Below are 15671 nucleotides of genomic sequence, written 5' to 3' on the forward strand. Positions count from 1 at the left end.
ACAGGTGAGCGTTAAAAAAAGAAACTGGCTCGGTCGTGGTGTTTTTTGGGGGCTGATTGCGCTGGCAGCGCTATTTGCGGTTCTGACCACCCTGCGCGAACAACCGGTATGGGTGGATGTTGCTGTGGTATCACGCCAGCCGTTGGAGGTCACCATTGTTGAAGAAGGCCGCACCCGTGTGCAGAACCGTTTCGTAGTCTCCGCGCCGGTGGCGGGTTATGTGCGTCGTATCGAACTTGAAGTAGGTGAGCGGGTGGCCCAGGGGCAGCTGCTGACGCGACTGGAGCCGTTGCGTAGTGAAGTGCTGGATGCGCGCTCCCGGGCTGAAGCAGAAGCCATGGTGGCCGCTGCACAAGCATCGCTGGCGGCGGCTGAGCAACAGGTGGCGGCTGTACAGGCGGACCAGCAACTGGCGGCCAGTGAGTTGAAGAGAATTGCTCAGTTGGCAGAAAAGCAGTTGGTGTCTCAAGAGGTGCTTCAGCAAACTGAGGCCGCCGCCGCCCGTACCGATGCAGCGCTGCGTTCTTCCCGCTTTGGCGTGGATGTGGCTCGTCATCAACTAGAGGCAGCGCGCATGCGTGTGTCGGTTTCTGCTGCCAGCAGTGGCGCCGCCAGTACGGACTTGGTGGACATTACCGCACCAGTGTCCGGTGCTGTGTTGCAGCGCCTGCGACAGAGCGAAGGTGTGGTAATGCCCGGTCAGTCATTACTGGAACTGGGCGACCCGGCAGCACTGGAAGTGGAAGTGGATGTGCAGAGTTTTGATGCGGTGCGTATTCAGCCCGGCACAGAAGTGCGCCTGACTGGCTGGGGTGGCGATGCGCTCATGGCGATTGTCCGTACCGTCGAGCCGGTGGGGTTTACCAAGGTGTCGGCACTGGGTGTTGAAGAGCAGCGTGTTCATGTGGTTCTGGATATTACTGCGCCGGCGCAGCAGTGGGCTTTGCTTGGTGATGGTTACCGGGTTGATGCGCATTTTATTTTGTGGCGCGGTGACGATGTATTGGTGGTGCCGGAGTCAGCCCTGTTTCGTCGTGGAGATAAGCGTTATGTGTTTGTTGTCGACGGCGATATGGTCAAGGAACGTATGGTTGAAACCGGCAACAGTGACGGCTTCCGTATTGCCGTGCGCAGCGGCTTGGAGGAGGGCGAGCAGGTGGTGCGCCACCCTGACAACAGTCTGACTAATGGCGCACGGGTACGCAGCCGGCTTTAACGTCGGAAGCGCTTGGTCAGGTCACCATAGGCATCAATGCGGCGATCGCGCAGATACGGCCAAATGCGCCGAACTCGTTCGGTGCGGGCCATATCAATATCAATCAATAGCACTTTATCGCCATCCTCTCCGGTCTGACCGAGAATCTCGCCCTGCGGGCCGGCAATAAAGCTGTTGCCCCAGAACTGGATGCCGCCTTGACCAGTGGGTGAGGCTTCAAAGCCGGTGCGGTTGGCAACCATAACGGGCAGACCATTGGCTACACCATGGGCCCGTTGAATGGTGATCCAGGCATTCAGCTGGCGCTGTTTTTCGTCTTCATCGTCGGCCGGGTCCCAGCCGATGGCGGTGGGATAGAGCAGCAGTTCTGCTCCGGCTAGCGCCATCAGGCGCGCAGCCTCCGGGTACCACTGATCCCAGCACACCAGAATCCCCAGACGACCCACTGAGGTGTCAATGGGAGTGAAACCACTTTCTCCATCAAGACGCTCTGCGTCACCCGGGGTAAAGAAAAACTTTTCGTAAAAGCCAGGGTCGTCCGGGATGTGCATCTTGCGGTACTGCCCGGCGATGGAGCCATCTTTTTCCAGGACCACTGAGGTGTTGTGATAAAGCCCGGCGGCACGCTTTTCGAACAGGCTGGTGACCAGCACGATGGCCAGTTCCTTGGCCAGTTTGCCGAAACGTTCCGTGGATGGGCCAGGAATGGTCTCCGCCTGATCGAACACATCGGTGTCTTCGGTCTGGCAGAAATACAGGCCGCGATGCAGTTCTTGCAGTAGCACCAGTTCGGCACCCTGACTAGCCGCTTCACGGATCAGCTTTTCGGATTTTCGCTGATTGGCTTCGAGATCGCCGCTGTTGGATTGCTGGATCACTGCTACCCGCATCGTGCTCTCCTGTTTCCTGTTAATCCGTTGAGGTTGTTTTACGCAGGCCATGGGGCAATTGCATAGTCACACAATGCAGGCTGCCGTGCTGCCAGGTCAGAGCCAGACAGTCTATCGGCACTATTTCATGGTGTGGAAAGGCTTTTTTCATTTGGCTAATGGCCATCGCATCAGTGTCACAGTTGTATACGGGCAGTAGTACGGCACCATTTATGATCAGGAAGTTTGCATAGGTGGCCGGCAGTCGATGGCCATCGTCGTCGAACAAGGCTGGGGTCATCGGCAGGGGTACCAGTTTGAGCTGGTATTGAGCAGCCAGTGCTTGCAGCTCCAGCTCCATCTTTGCCAGCTCGTCATAATGACTATCGGTTTTGTCTGTACATTGCACATAGGCAATGGTGCTGTCGTCGCAGAATCTGGCCAGGGTATCGATGTGAGCGTCAGTATCGTCGCCTTCGAGGTCGCCGTGACTGAGCCACAAGACCTGTGTCACACCAAGATGATGGGCCAGTTGCGCTTCGATATCCGCCTGACTCAAGTCCGGGTTGCGGTTCGGGTTCAGTAAACAATAGCGTGTGGTTAGTAGCTGGCCGTGGCTATTGATTTCCAGAGAGCCACCTTCCATTACCAGCGGCACACTTTCTACCGGCGCGTTCCAGTCAAGTTTGCCTGTAGTGGTGTTGTCTAGCGCCGCTTCGAATTTGCCGCCCCAGCCGTTGAAGACAAAGTCCTTGATTAACAGGTCGCCGTTACGAATTACCGATAGCGGGCCGAAGTCGCGAGCCCAGGTATCGTTGTAGTCGAGTTGACGCATCTGCAGGCGCGATCGATCCACTTGGCCGAGCCGCTCGAGAATATGTTCTTCGTGGGCCTGATCACGGCACAAAATAAGCAGATTTTCTCTTTTCAGAATGGCTTGAGCCAGTGCCTGATAGGTGGCTTCTGCCCGGTCCATAATGTAAGCCCAGTCAGTATCCGGGTGAGGCCAGGCAATCATGACTCCCCATTGCGGGTGCCATTCAGGCAGCAGTCTGCTCATGTTGGTTCAGTGACTCCGTAAAAAAGAAAACCGGATCAGGATCCGGCTTTCTGTGGGCGCTAGAAGGTGGGAGCTATATTACCACTGAAGGCTGAATCCACTCTCACCTTGCTCTTCTTTTTTCTCGCTATTTTGCTTCTCAGGTTGTGCCGCTGGCTTGGCCGCGGACTCCTTGGCGGGCTTCGCAGGCGGCTGCTCTGCTGACGGCTTGGCCGGCTCCTGTGCAGGTTGCTCTTCGGCAGGCGCTTCCTCTGCTTGCTGGGCTGCGGGCGCAGCCTCTGGCTCTGCAGCAGAGGCGGGCTCTTCCATCACAATGCGGCCGGTCGCTGGGTCAAAACGGAAACGGGCTGCCTCTGCCGGAGCCTGAGCAGGTGCTTCTGTGGCAGGAGCCTCCTTCGCAGGTGCAGCTGGCTCAGCCGGCTTGACTGGCTTGGCGGCTGGAGTGGCTGGTTCCGGTGTGGCAGCAGCTGGCTGGGTCTCTACCGGAGCTACCGGTTTGCCATCTGCTCCGACCTCGATCATCCGCCCGGTGGCAGGATCAAAGCGCATACTAGTGGCAGAACTTGCAGGGGCGGTGGCCGGGGCAACCGCTGCCGGTGCGATGGCTGCAGGGGCAGTTTTCTTTGACTCTGATTTCTTTGGCTGCTGTGGCTCGGCAGCCGGAGCTTGCTCTGCTGCGGGAGCAGGAGCTGGCGTGGCCTCAGTCTCGGTCTCGATCTCAGCCTCCGGTACGGTCTGCGCTGCCGGTGAGCGGACGGGCTTGCCATCTGGGCCGATCTCGATGATTCGACCGGTGGCCGGGTCGAAGCGGAAGGTGCTTTCTGCCGCGGCAGGAGCGCTGTCTGGCTCAGCTTCTTTGGCTGCGCCGGCTTCCGCCGCTGCGCCGGCCTTTGCCGGGGCCTCTGTTGAGTTGATTTCTTCAATCGCCGGCGGCTGCTCAGTGACTTCCGCCTGAGGCGAGGTTTGCGAAGCTTCTTCAGGCACAGGAGCCGGTGCAGGAGGGGGAGTAGTCAGCGTTTGAGCATGCTGAACTGCATGAATGGTGTATTTGCCTTCGAAATAAACGGTGAAATCGTCATATACCCACCGGCTGATGGGTGGCGTGCCGACGGGTGCCACCTGGCTCGCCGGATTGCCGAACTGCTTGCGCACGGCATCCTGAGTCATGCCGCGATCAGGCAGCTGGCCGGCGGCAAACAGGCTGGAAGTCAGGCCCAGCAGGCCCGCGGCCAGCAGGGCTGTTGTTGTTATACGCATTCCTATTCCCCCACAGGAGGTGCAATTTCAAGTGATATTAGAAAGTTAGCGCTGGTTATTCAACTACTTTGCCAAATTGTGCCCCCGCTCATGTTGCAGACATGGGAGTTAATCAGAGTGTACAGATCATCTTTCTAGGCGGCATGGTTTAGTGCTTAAATGCGCGCCATGCTGAAACCATTCTCCCTATATGTTGGCCTGCGTTACACAGGCGCCAGAGCCCGCAATGGCTTTATCTCAGTAATCACCCTGATTTCCGCACTGGGCTTGATGCTCGGCGTGGCGGTGTTGATTACCGTTTTATCTGTGATGAACGGCTTCGATCGCGAGCTGCAGACGCGGATTCTGGGCATGGTCACCCATGTTTCGGTGACTGGCCGCGAGCCAGTGGCGGATTGGGAGTCATTGGCTGCGGTGGCCAATCGTCATGATGAAGTGCTGGCGGCGGCGCCGTTTCGGCAGATGGAGGGCATGCTAAGTCATCAGGGGCAGGTGGCCGGGGTAATCGCCACCGGGATACTGCCTGAGGCGGAGCGTCAGGTGTCTATTATTGGCGACTTCATTGATAGCGGTGATCTGGACTCGCTTCAGTCCGGTGAGTTCAACGTGGTCATTGGCTATGGCTTGGCGCGGCGACTGAATGCCGCTCTGGGCGACAAGGTAACTTTGGTATTGCCTGAGGCGACCCTGTCGCCGGCCGGCGTGATGCCGCGCTTCCGGCGTTTTACCGTTACCGGTATTTTCCGGGTGCGTGCGGAAGTTGATGGGATGCTGGCTTATATCCATGTGGATGATGCGGCTCGCTTGGCGCGAGCCCCCGGTACGGCAGAAGGCATTCGCCTGCGCCTGAAGGATTTATTCGAGGCGCCGTATATTGGCTGGCAGCTTGAGCGGGAATTGGGACCGGACTACCACAGCAGCGACTGGACCCGTAGCCATGGCAGCCTGTTCCAGGCAATTCGTATGGAAAAAACCATGATGACGCTGTTGCTGTCTTTTATCGTTGCAGTGGCGGCTTTCAATATCATTTCCAGTCAGGTGATGCTGGTCACCGAGAAACGGGGCAACATTGCCGTGATGCGTACTTTGGGCGCCACGCCCGGTATGATCATGCGGGTGTTTATGGTGCAAGGTACTTTGATCGGCTTTGCCGGCACTGCGGCGGGAACGGCACTTGGCGTGCTGCTTTCCACTAATATCAGCGCCATCGCCCGATGGCTGGAAGATACTTTTAATGCGCAGATGTTTGATGCCTATTTCGTCAATTATCTGCCTTCCGAGCTGCAGTGGGGCGATGTGACCACCATTGTATCCATTGCTCTGGCGATCAGTTTTAGTGCCACTTTGTATCCATCCTGGCGGGCCAGTCGTGTACTTCCAGCGGAGGCGCTGCGTTATGAGTGATGCAATGGCTGAAACTCGAGTTCTGGATGCGGCTGGCCTGAGTAAAACATTCCGAGAGGGTAATAATGAGCTAACCGTGCTCAGCGATGTCACGCTGCATTTGCAGCGCGGCGAGCGTGTTGCGGTGGTGGGCAGTTCTGGCAGTGGTAAGTCCACTTTGCTGAATTTACTTGGCGGACTGGATGCACCTAGCCATGGCAGTGTCGCGGTATGCGGTCAGGTGATGCAGTCGCTATCTGAAAAGCGTCGTTGCCAGTGGCGCAATCGGCACATCGGTTTTATTTATCAGTTTCATCACCTGCTGCCTGAGTTTAGTGCACTGGAAAATGCTGCCATGCCATTGCTGATCCGTGGAGACTCACCGGCACAGGCCAGTCGTACGGCAACAGAGCTACTTGAGCGAGTAGGGCTGGGGCAGAGATTGCGTCATAAGCCAGGCATGCTCAGTGGTGGTGAGCGCCAGCGAGTCGCTATTGCCCGGGCGCTGGTCACTTCGCCGGCGCTGGTGCTGGCAGATGAGCCTACCGGTAATCTGGATGAGCGCACTGCGGCCTCAGTGCAGGGGATGATGCAGGAGTTGAATGAGACGCTCGGTATTGCATTTCTTATCGTGACCCACGACAACGCCTTTGCGGATCGTTGTCAGCGTACTCTGACCCTTCATGAGGGACGGCTTTCATCCTCCTGAGCGGCGGCCTTGGCCTGTTCTGAACGCTCTTTCTTGCGACGACGCTGGTCTTTGCGCAGGCTCCAGGTTCGAGCTACGGCCATGCGCCATATCAGTTTGATTACCGCCCACGACAGACCGCCGAATACTACCCCACATAAAAGTGATCCAAACCATAGCGGGATCATCTGCTCAATCAGCCATGCAAAGCTGACATGACTGGGTGGTGCCACAGGCATGCCCAGAATCCAGGCCCCCACCCGGTAGGTGAAATAGAAAACCGGCACGATGGTGAGCGGGTTGGTAAACCAGACCAGAACCACAGACAGCGGCAGGTTGCACTTGAAGCGCACTGCCAGTGCAGCAGCCAGCAGCATCTGAAGTGGGATCGGTACCAGAGAAGAAAAAATGCCTATGAAGGCAGCGCCAGCCAAAGAGCGGCGATTTATATGCCAGAGATTCGGGTCGGATAGCAGTGCGCCAAGAAAGCCAAGTGATCTGTTCTGTCGGATTTTGTCCGGCGAGGGCAGATATTTCCTGAATAATCTTTTCGGCATTGGCTTACCTTGGCCTCGCATTGGCGCCGCTATTATGCCTGTGTTTGGCTGCTGAGTGCACAGGGATGTGGTGCCTGCCGGTAATAATGATTGCGCTGTGTTTCGGTCAGGCCTGGTGTTGGGCTCTGGCGGCGCTGCTATGGCTGTATGGCGGTTGGTATGCGGGCTGGCGCCGTGCCATTCGTTATCTTCCCTTGATGATGGTGCTGGCGGTATATACCCAGAGTCAACTGGAGGGGGCCCTCGGCGCCAGATTGCCGAATGCATTAACCGGTGCAGAGATGCAATTTCAGGCTAGGGTGCAGGGTCTGCCCGCCCGGCTGACACTTGCACCTCGCGGCTCAGCCTCTACCTCAGGCTCCCAGCCGGCGGTAGAGCAGGTGCGCTTTATGGTTGAGGCCCAGTCGCTTGATCCGCGTTGGCCCGGGAGCCATCAGCTGGTACTTGTCTGGTATAGCAAAGACACCTCGGCGGTACAGCCCGGTGCGCTGCTGGATTTACATGTTCGCCTGAGGGCGGTGCGTGGCCAGCTCAATCAGGGCGGCTTCGATGCTGAGCGACACGCATTGGCGAGAGGCATTGTTGCGCGCGGCACGGTTCGCGCTCTGACGCGGCTGGAAGAAGGCGGTGGAATTGACCTTTGGCGTGAGCGGATAGCCAGTCGGATTGCTCGGCGAGTGGAGCATTATCCTCAGGCGGTGGCGCTGTTGCCGGCCTTGGTGGCCGGTGATCGCCGTGGCTTGAGCGGTGATCACTGGAGCGTGCTGCAGAGCACTGGTACTGCCCATCTTGTCGCCATTTCCGGGCTGCATATCAGTTTGGTGGCTGGTCTGGTGTGGTGGCTGGGACGTTGGCTGATCAGCGGTATTCTGGCGGGCAGCGCCGGCCGCATTACGGCCCAGCGACTGGCAGCGTGGCCGGCATTGCTGGCGGCGGTCGGCTACGCGGCACTGGCGGGGTTTTCCCTGCCCACTCAGCGAGCGTTGCTGATGACAGTGCTGGCAATGCTGTTGCTGTTAGCTGGACGCTCTCGCTCACCCTGGGACAACCTGCTGCTGGTGGTCTTGCTGGTTACCATTCCAGCGCCGCTGGCGTGGCTGGACAGCAGCTTTTGGCTGTCGTTTGGCGCCGTGGCGCTGCTGTTGCTGGTGCACAGTGCCGGGCATGGCGGGCTGGTCCGCCTGCAGCTAACCCTGACGTTGGTGTTCGGTGTGCTTGCTGGCCAACTGTTTGGACTTTGGAGTCTTTCGGCGCTGCCAGCCAATCTGATCTCAGTGCCGATTTATTCCTTTTTGTTGGTGCCAATGGCATTGCTCGGAGCACTGCTGGACAGTAACGCGTTGCTGGGGATGGCGGCATGGCTGGCCAGTGTAAGCTGGGACCTGCTGCGCTTTATGGCGGCATGGCCGTCGCTGCCGCTGCCATCTTCGTGGTTGGCGGGCCTGCTGCTGGCACTATTCCTGCTCAGGCTAATGCTGCCCGCGCTACCTGGGCCACGCTGGCTGTTACTGGGTTGTCTGCTGCCATGGTGCTGGCCGAAGGATCTGCGTCCCGCTATGGGCGAGGTTGAGTTGGTGGTGTTTGATGTGGGCCAGGGGCAGATGAGTGCCTTGCTTACTCGCAACCATCTACTTCTTTTTGATCTGGGGCCGGGCTGGGAGGACGGTAATGCCGCCAGTAGTGTGTTGATTCCCTGGCTGCGCCGGCAGAGGCGCCAGCCGGATTTGGTTTTTGTCAGCCATGGCCATCAGGACCATGCCGGTGGCGCGGCGCTATTCCACGACCAGCGCTATGATGGCCGACTGTTTGCGGGTGAGCCTCAGTCCCTGCCCGGCAGTCAGGCCTGTTTAAGGGGGCAGCGCTGGAAGTTTGATCAGGTGTCGGTTGAAGTACTGTGGCCGCCGGCCGGAATGGCGCTGCTACACAGCAATAATCGCAGCTGTGTAGTTAAGGTCAGCGCAACCAATCAGAGCGTGTTGCTGACCGGAGATATCGGTCGCCAAGTTGAATACTGGTTAGCCCAGCATGACGATCTGCAAGCGGATGTGCTGCAGGTGCCGCATCACGGTAGTGGTTCCAGCTCATCCTATACGCTGCTGCGGGCGGTGAGGCCCAGGCATGCCTTCATTAGCGCGGGGTATGCCAATGCTTTTGGCCATCCGGCAACGGAGATTGTGCAGCGTTATCGACAGGCTCAGATTGAGCTGGCTAACACCGCTGACAGCGGAATGCTGATTTACGGTCGGGCGGACACATTATCGCCACTGCGCTGGCGGCAAGTCTCGGCTTTCCCGTGGCGAGCCGGCGAGCCTGTGGTAGAGTAGCGGCCGTTATTCCTTCGGAGTTCTGCTGTGCTGGAAATTGTCCAATCCGGCGGCTGGTTGATGCTGCCCATCTTGATATGCTCCCTGGTTGCCATGGCAATTGTTGGCGAACGCTTCTGGACATTGCGACGCGGCCGACTGGCGCCTGAGGGCCTGGTAGGCAGGGTTCAGACCTCGCTGAAGAAAGCTTCCCCGGACAAGGCCATGCTTCAGCAATTGGCCAGTGATTCTCCCTTGGGTCGTATTCTGGCAACCGGACTGGCGAATGCTGGTCAGGGTCGCGACATCATGAAAGAAAGCATTGAAGAAGTTGCTTCTCAGGTGGTGCATGATCTTGAGCGTTTCCTCAATACATTAGGCACCGTTGCTGCGATCACGCCGATGCTGGGCCTGCTTGGTACCGTGGTCGGTATGATCGATGTATTCAGTGCCATCATGCTGCACGGTGCCGGAGATGCAGCTCTGTTGGCAGGTGGTATTTCCAAAGCCCTGATTACTACAGCAGCCGGTCTTTCGGTGGCCATTCCAGCCATGTTCTTCCACCGCTTTTTTGTACGCCGTGTAGAAGAAATCACCGTGGCTATGGAACAGCAGGCCATTTATCTAGTCGACATGATGCATGGCGACAGGGTTGAGGTGCCGCAAGTCAGTAAGGGTAGTAAAGCGTGAAGTTTGCCAGAGCAAAAAAAGAGAACGTGGAGGTCAACCTGACTCCACTGATTGATGTGGTTTTCCTGCTGCTGATCTTCTTCATGGTGTCGACCACCTTCACCCGGGAAACAAGGCTGTCAGTGGAGTTGCCGGAAGCCACAGGAGTGGCGGCACTGAGCGCAGCAAAAATGATAGAAGTCAGTGTCGCCGCCGACGGTACCTATGTAGTGAACGGAGAGCGCTTGACCCGCAGTGATCGCGATACCCTGCGTACCGTGCTGTTGCCGTTGTCCCAGCAGGGCACTGACCTGCCGTTCGTGATTATAGCTGACGCCGCGGCCACCCATCAGGCGGTGGTAACGGTGATGGATGTGGCTGGCAGGTTGGGTTTTGCCAACCTGAGTATTACCACTCAGGAGCCGAAGAAATGAAGGGCACCCGAGGTAAGCCACCGGAGGATGTGTGGCCAATTTATCGGCGCTTGCTCCGCTATACCCGGCGTTACTGGTATGCACTAGTGATCAGTGCGTTGGGCTTTGCCCTCTATTCATCCATGCAGCCAGTCACTGCCCATATGATGCAGGTGATTGTCGATACTTTTGAAAATCCTACGCCGATCATGATTTTGGTGGTTTCACTGGCGCCGTTGATGATCGCCCTGATTAACGGTATCGGTCAGTTTATTGGCTCTTACTCTGTGGCCTGGCTTGGTCAGCATATTGTTTTCGAAATTCGCAATGAAGTATTTCATCACGTGCTGGCGTTGCCGCAGCGCGTATTTCAGCGCAATGCCACGGGGCGGATTACTTCTAAGCTAGTGTTTGATGCTCAGCAGATTACTGCGGCAGGCAGCGAGGCTGTTGTGATTATTATCCGAGAAGGCCTGTCAGTGATTGCCTTGCTTGGTTACTTGCTCTACCTGGACTGGAAGCTGACCTTGATTCTTTTCACGGTGGCGCCGGCAGTGGGTGCTGTGGTGAATTATTCCGGCAAGCGTTTTCGCGCTATCAGCAGGCGTATGCAGGGCAATATGGGCAATATTAGCCATTACGTGTCTGAAGCCATCGATGGCCAGCAGCCAGTGAAGATATTTGCTGCTCAGGATCAGGAGCGAGAACGCTTCCACAAGGTTAGCCGTAGCTTCGAAAAGCAGAACGTCAAAATGGTGGCAACCAAGGAAGTTGGCACCATGCTGGTTCATATGGTGATTTCGGGTGGTGTCGGCCTGATCATCTATCTGTGTTTCGTGGTTATGAACGAAAACTTTTCCATCGGCTCTTTTTTGACCTTCTTTACTGGCGTGGGCCTGATCCAGCAGCCGATAAAACGGCTCACCGAGGTTAATGTAAAAATCCAGCGTGGCTTGACCGGTGCCGCCTCCCTGTTCGAGTTGCTGGATACCCCGCCGGAGCAGGATGCAGGTACGCGCTCGCTACAACGTGCTCGTGGAGAAATTGAGTTCCGTGATGTCAGCTTTGGTTATGAGCAGGATCAGCCGGTTCTCAAGGGATTATCGTTTTCCGTGGCGGCGGGAGAATCCGTGGCGTTGGTTGGTCGCTCCGGTGCGGGCAAGACCACCATATCTTCATTGTTACCCCGCTTTTATGATGTTGATGGTGGCCAGATTCTGCTTGATGGCCATCCGCTGACAGAATACCGGCTAGCCGATCTGCGCAGGCAGATCGCCATGGTTAGCCAGAAGGTGGTCCTGTTCAACGATAGCGTGCGCAATAACATTGCATATGGTGAGTTGCGTGATGCCACTGATGAACAGGTGATCGCTGCGCTGGAGGATGCCCATGCATGGGAATTTGTGCAGGCACTGGATGGCGGGCTGGATGCACACATTGGTCAGGATGGTACGCAGCTGTCCGGAGGTCAGCGGCAGCGTCTGGCCATTGCCCGGGCGCTGCTTAAAGATGCACCTATTCTGATTCTGGATGAAGCCACATCCGCGCTGGATACCGAGTCTGAATTTCGCATTCAGCAGGCGTTGGAGAGGGTTATGGCGGGACGTACTACGCTGGTCATTGCACACCGTCTGTCCACCATTGAGCGGGCCGACCGCATCATGGTGCTGGATGAAGGACATTTGGTGGAGAGCGGCTCCCATAGTGAGCTGCTGGTTAAGGAAGGCGCTTACGCACAACTTTACCGGATGAACTTTGAAGAGCATTGAGCAGCGATTCAGCACACTGGCGGCAGCAGTGCAGGCAGCCTGGTACCAGGGCGCTGGCTGGTTGCCCCTGTTGTATCCGGCGGCCTGGTTAGTTGGTGGCATTGCCCGTTTACGTTTCCTGATGTTCAGGCGCCGCGCTGCCGTGCCGTCGGTGCCGGTGCTGGTGGTTGGCAATATCACCGTCGGTGGCACGGGCAAAACGCCGTTGGTTGCGGGCATTTGTGATTACCTCGGTAGCCGCGGTTTGCGGGTGGCAGTGATCAGCCGTGGTTACGGTGCCCAGCCGCCGCAGTATCCTTGGCCAGTGGAGCCAGAGCAGAGTTCGGCAGAAGCGGGGGATGAGCCCCTGCTGATCCGTCGTCGCACCGGCGTGCCAGTGGTTATTGATCCAAAGCGTGCTCGCGCTTTGCAGTATGTTATTAGCCAGTATCAGCCTGATGTGGTGATCAGCGATGATGGGCTGCAGCATTTTGCCTTGCCGCGTACTGTAGAAATTGTAGTGCTTGATTCGGATCGCGGACTCGGCAACGGGCGCTGCCTTCCCGCGGGCCCGTTGCGTGAGCCGTCATCACGGCTTGATGACGTGGATTTTGTGGTGCTTAACGGTCGCCCGGATGCGCGTTGGCCTAATGCGCAGGTTATGGTGCTGCAATCGGATGATCCGGTTAATCTGAAAACCGGCGAGCGTATGCCGATGGAGGAATTCGCTGCCCGTCATCCGCTAGTACATGCCTTTGCTGGCATCGGCAATCCGCAGCGCTTTTTCTCCTCCCTGAGCACCTGGGATATTCGCGTTACTGGTCACGCTCTGCCGGATCACCATGCTTTCACTGCTGAGGATTTCGCTGGGCTGGAAGGTCACACCATTATCATGACGGAAAAGGATGCGGTTAAGTGCGTTGAGTTTTCCGGGGATAACTTCTGGTACTTGCCCGTTAGCGCTCGACTGCCGAATGTATTTCTTGATGATCTATGCAATCGCCTGCAACGGAGTGTGCAATGAGCTTCACGGTTGTGATTCCTGCCCGCTACGAATCAACCCGTTTGCCCGGTAAGCCGCTGGCTGATATTGCTGGCTTGCCGATGGTCATTCGAGTGATGCAACGTGCTCGGCAAAGTGGGGCGGCTGCCGTATGTGTGGCCACCGATGATGTGCGGGTATATGAGATTGTTCGTGAGTATGGCGGTGATGCGTTGATGACTCGCGCAGATCATGCTTCTGGCACTGACCGGTTACAGGAAGTGGCAGAAAAGCTTGGTTTGGCAGACGACCATATCATCGTCAATGTTCAGGGGGATGAGCCATTAATCCCGCCTGCCGTGATTGATCAGGTCGCGCATAATCTGGCCTCTCATTCGAGCTGTGGTGTTGCCACCCTGTGTGAGCCGATTGACCGTCGTGACGATTTGTTTAATCCGAATATTGTGAAAGTGGTGGCTGATGAGCTTGGTCATGCACTGTATTTCTCCCGTGCGCCGATTCCCTGGCATCGTGATGCTTTCGCTCAGCCAGGGGATGATTTGCCGGCCGGGCAGTGGTGGCGACATATTGGCATTTATGCATACCGTGCGGGCTTTCTGAAGAAGTTTGTTGGTTGGCCGCCGGCTCGTCTTGAGTTGACGGAATCCCTTGAGCAGTTGCGTGCAATGGCCAATGGCATTGCCATTCATGTGGCCCCCGCTAGTGAGGCGGTTCCGGGTGGCGTCGATACTGGGGAGGATCTGGAGCGGATGCGGGCGCTGCTGGGATGAGTGTTCGTATCTTGTTTGTTTGCCTTGGCAATATTTGCCGTTCACCCACCGCTGAAGGCGTGTTTCGGCAACGTGCCGCCGCCGCTGGCTTGTCGCTGGTAAAGATCGATAGCGCGGGCACCGCCGGCTGGCATGTGGGCAAGGCGCCGGATGCTCGTACAGTAAAGGCGGCAGCGCGCCGGGGTTATGATCTTTCCATGCTACGTGCGCGCCAGGTTGGTGTGGATGACTTTAATGCTTTTGATTTTATCCTCGCCATGGATGAGCAGAATCTTGCTGAGCTGCGGTCTATTCAGCCAGCTCAATCCGTGGCTGAGTTAGGCTTGTTTCTTGAATACGCGGAGGGCCCCGTTCCGCGTGAAGTGCCGGACCCTTATTACGGTGGGGATCAGGGCTTCCAAACCGTTCTTGATCTTGTAGAAAGTGCCAGCGATGGCCTGATTCGCCGTTTGCGAGGAGTTGGGTCATGACTCTCCGCGGGCATGCTGCACTGGTAAATACCCTGGGTTTGCCTGCCTCTGCCCAGTGGTATGCGGCGCTCGACGATATTGCCCAATTGCCAGCGTTGCTGGCCAATCCCAGCGTGACAAATTTGCCGCTGACGGTGCTCGGGGAGGGCAGTAATGTTGTATTGCGGGCTGAGTTACCCGGTTTGGTGTTGAGGCCGCAAATGCGAGGCATGCGCATTGTTGAATGGCGGGGCAGTCAGGCGCTGATTGAGTGCCAGGCGGGAGAAAGCTGGGACGCGCTGGTTCAGTGGTCTTTAAAACAGGGGCTGGCCGGACTGGAAAATCTGTCATTGATTCCGGGCAGTGTTGGCGCGGCACCGGTACAGAATATTGGTGCCTATGGTGTAGAGCTGGCAGACCGCTTTGATTCGTTGATCGCCTGTTCATTGCAAAACGGTAAGCCGCGCAGCTTCTCGCCTCAGGAATGTGCCTTCGCGTATCGCGACAGTTTTTTTAAAAGTGTCGAGCCGGGAGCCTGGATGATTAGTTCGGTGCGCTTGTTGCTGGATCGTGATCTGGCGCCAGTGCTGGGTTACGCAGATCTGGCCAGTCGCTATCAGGCGCTGCCGGATGAGCAGCGCAATGCCACCGGGCTGCGTGAGTTGGTTTGCTCACTGCGCCGCAGCAAGCTACCGGACCCGGCGCTACTGCCGAATGCGGGTAGCTTTTTCAAAAATCCTGTGGTGCCTGCGGAGCAGTACACTTCGCTGCAGCTGCGCTATCCAGATCTGGCGGCTTACCCGCAGGCTGACGGCAGCTATAAGCTGGCCGCCGGCTGGCTGATCGAGCGTGCTGGCTGGAAGGGCAAGCGAGTCGGCAACGTCGGCATGCATGCGCAACAGGCGCTGGTGCTGGTGAATTATGCCGAGGCCACGGGAGCAGAAGTGCTGGCTTTTGCCGATTTAGTGCGCCAGTCCGTGGCGGAAATGTTTGATGTTGTTCTGGAGCAGGAACCAATCATCCTGCCCTAAAAGGAGCGGCCGTAGCAGCGGCTTAAGGCGCGGGCATTGATATCAAATTGCCGCCAGTAGATAGCATTAATGATGACGTTTCTACATGTCATTCTATCTGGTCGTGCGAATGTATGGCTCTAGCGATTTGGCCTGATTCCTTTTTTAAGCTCTCAAGATTACGGAGTTTTCAATAGTATTTTCCGTTGAAATATTTTCTTGCTTTGGAACTTCTTTGTCGCGTATTTTCCACTTGGCCATGTCGGGGGAGGCATG

At 57.1% G+C, this 15671-nt stretch carries 15 protein-coding genes; 11 read left to right on the forward strand and 4 right to left on the reverse strand.

Annotated features, from left to right (window positions below):
- Positions 1 to 4: 4 nt before the first annotated feature.
- Positions 5 to 1216: an HlyD family efflux transporter periplasmic adaptor subunit gene (locus J1C54_RS05610; RefSeq protein ID WP_229145733.1), complete on the forward strand. Its 1212-nt coding sequence runs from the start codon at positions 5 to 7 to the stop codon at positions 1214 to 1216.
- Here the strand turns inward: J1C54_RS05610 and J1C54_RS05615 are convergent.
- From J1C54_RS05615 to J1C54_RS05625, 3 genes are all read right to left on the reverse strand, one after another.
- Positions 1213 to 2106: a carbon-nitrogen hydrolase gene (locus J1C54_RS05615; RefSeq protein ID WP_229145738.1), complete on the reverse strand. Its 894-nt coding sequence runs from the start codon at positions 2104 to 2106 to the stop codon at positions 1213 to 1215. The genes J1C54_RS05610 and J1C54_RS05615 overlap by 4 nt on opposite strands.
- 19 nt (positions 2107 to 2125) lie before the next feature.
- Positions 2126 to 3145 carry an agmatine/peptidylarginine deiminase gene (locus tag J1C54_RS05620; protein WP_229145742.1) on the reverse strand — a complete coding sequence of 340 codons (1020 nt, stop codon included), beginning with the start codon at positions 3143 to 3145 and terminating at the stop codon, positions 2126 to 2128.
- Between the two features lie 78 nt (positions 3146 to 3223).
- Positions 3224 to 4402, reverse strand: coding sequence for a hypothetical protein (locus tag J1C54_RS05625; RefSeq protein WP_229145747.1), 1179 nt, complete (start codon positions 4400 to 4402; stop codon positions 3224 to 3226).
- A 168-nt stretch (positions 4403 to 4570) separates the two neighbouring features.
- Here J1C54_RS05625 and J1C54_RS05630 point away from each other — a divergent pair, with 168 nt between their 5' ends.
- Together J1C54_RS05630 and J1C54_RS05635 are read left to right on the forward strand one after the other, a co-directional pair.
- A complete protein-coding gene (locus J1C54_RS05630) occupies positions 4571 to 5806 on the forward strand; it encodes a lipoprotein-releasing ABC transporter permease subunit (protein ID WP_229145976.1) in 1236 nt (411 codons plus the stop codon).
- Positions 5799 to 6494, forward strand: a complete 696-nt coding sequence (locus J1C54_RS05635) for an ABC transporter ATP-binding protein (RefSeq protein WP_229145762.1) — start codon at positions 5799 to 5801, stop codon at positions 6492 to 6494. The genes J1C54_RS05630 and J1C54_RS05635 overlap by 8 nt, the downstream gene beginning before the upstream one ends.
- Here J1C54_RS05635 and J1C54_RS05640 read toward each other — a convergent pair.
- Complete coding sequence (locus J1C54_RS05640) at positions 6467 to 7030, reverse strand: DUF2062 domain-containing protein (protein WP_229145770.1); 564 nt, start codon at positions 7028 to 7030, stop codon at positions 6467 to 6469. The genes J1C54_RS05635 and J1C54_RS05640 overlap by 28 nt on opposite strands.
- 86 nt (positions 7031 to 7116) lie before the next feature.
- Here J1C54_RS05640 and J1C54_RS05645 point away from each other — a divergent pair, with 86 nt between their 5' ends.
- Genes J1C54_RS05645 through murB form a run of 8 tightly spaced genes read left to right on the forward strand, consistent with a single transcriptional unit; the run spans position 7117 to position 15416 of the window.
- Positions 7117 to 9354, forward strand: a complete 2238-nt coding sequence (locus J1C54_RS05645; protein WP_229145774.1) for a DNA internalization-related competence protein ComEC/Rec2 — start codon at positions 7117 to 7119, stop codon at positions 9352 to 9354.
- A gap of 27 nt (positions 9355 to 9381) precedes the next feature.
- Complete coding sequence (locus J1C54_RS05650) at positions 9382 to 10023, forward strand: MotA/TolQ/ExbB proton channel family protein (protein ID WP_229145775.1); 642 nt, start codon at positions 9382 to 9384, stop codon at positions 10021 to 10023.
- Positions 10020 to 10436 (forward strand): biopolymer transporter ExbD, encoded by a 417-nt coding sequence (locus tag J1C54_RS05655; protein ID WP_229145777.1) that lies wholly within the window; start codon positions 10020 to 10022, stop codon positions 10434 to 10436. The genes J1C54_RS05650 and J1C54_RS05655 overlap by 4 nt, the downstream gene beginning before the upstream one ends.
- Complete coding sequence (gene msbA / locus J1C54_RS05660; RefSeq protein ID WP_229145779.1) at positions 10433 to 12184, forward strand: lipid A export permease/ATP-binding protein MsbA; 1752 nt, start codon at positions 10433 to 10435, stop codon at positions 12182 to 12184. The genes J1C54_RS05655 and msbA overlap by 4 nt, the downstream gene beginning before the upstream one ends.
- Positions 12171 to 13187, forward strand: a complete 1017-nt coding sequence (lpxK, locus tag J1C54_RS05665; RefSeq protein WP_229145784.1) for a tetraacyldisaccharide 4'-kinase — start codon at positions 12171 to 12173, stop codon at positions 13185 to 13187. The genes msbA and lpxK overlap by 14 nt, the downstream gene beginning before the upstream one ends.
- On the forward strand, positions 13184 to 13936 hold the full coding sequence (kdsB, locus tag J1C54_RS05670) for a 3-deoxy-manno-octulosonate cytidylyltransferase (protein ID WP_229145786.1): 753 nt from the start codon (positions 13184 to 13186) through the stop codon (positions 13934 to 13936). Before lpxK ends, kdsB begins: the two co-directional genes overlap by 4 nt.
- Positions 13933 to 14406, forward strand: a complete 474-nt coding sequence (locus J1C54_RS05675) for a low molecular weight protein-tyrosine-phosphatase (RefSeq protein ID WP_229145789.1) — start codon at positions 13933 to 13935, stop codon at positions 14404 to 14406. The genes kdsB and J1C54_RS05675 overlap by 4 nt, the downstream gene beginning before the upstream one ends.
- Positions 14403 to 15416: a UDP-N-acetylmuramate dehydrogenase gene (gene murB / locus J1C54_RS05680; RefSeq protein ID WP_229145796.1), complete on the forward strand. Its 1014-nt coding sequence runs from the start codon at positions 14403 to 14405 to the stop codon at positions 15414 to 15416. The genes J1C54_RS05675 and murB overlap by 4 nt, the downstream gene beginning before the upstream one ends.
- Positions 15417 to 15671 lie beyond the last annotated feature (255 nt).

This window comes from Alcanivorax sp. 1008, assembly GCF_020667895.1.
In the GTDB taxonomy this organism is placed as follows: domain Bacteria; phylum Pseudomonadota; class Gammaproteobacteria; order Pseudomonadales; family Alcanivoracaceae; genus PGZG01.